Genomic DNA, 266 nt, shown 5'->3' with positions numbered 1-266 from the left:
GTAACAGCGGAAAAAGGTTGGAAGTATGAATTCAAAGATTTAGCGGCATACGATGCCGAAGGTAAGGCATATAAGTATGAAGTAAAAGAACAAGCAGTAGACGGATATCAATCGGAAGTAAAAGGTTATGACATTACAAATACAAAAGTGGCGCAAACAAAAGTAGAAGGAACGAAAACGTGGAAGGATGATAATGCGAAAGATCGTCCGACGATGATTAAAGTAGACTTACTACAAAATGGCCAAGTAATCGCAACGCAAGAAGT

The 266-nt window shown here is 38.7% G+C and carries 1 protein-coding gene; it reads left to right on the top strand.

Going from position 1 to position 266, the window contains the following annotated elements:
• Positions 1-266: Cna B-type domain-containing protein (locus tag MR071_RS25225; RefSeq protein WP_242238248.1), on the top strand; the 266-nt coding region annotated here is incomplete at both ends.

It is taken from the genome of Bacillus cereus group sp. BfR-BA-01316, from assembly GCF_022664195.1.
GTDB lineage: Bacteria > Bacillota > Bacilli > Bacillales > Bacillaceae_G > Bacillus_A.
This window is presented reverse-complemented; position numbering and strand designations above follow the sequence as displayed.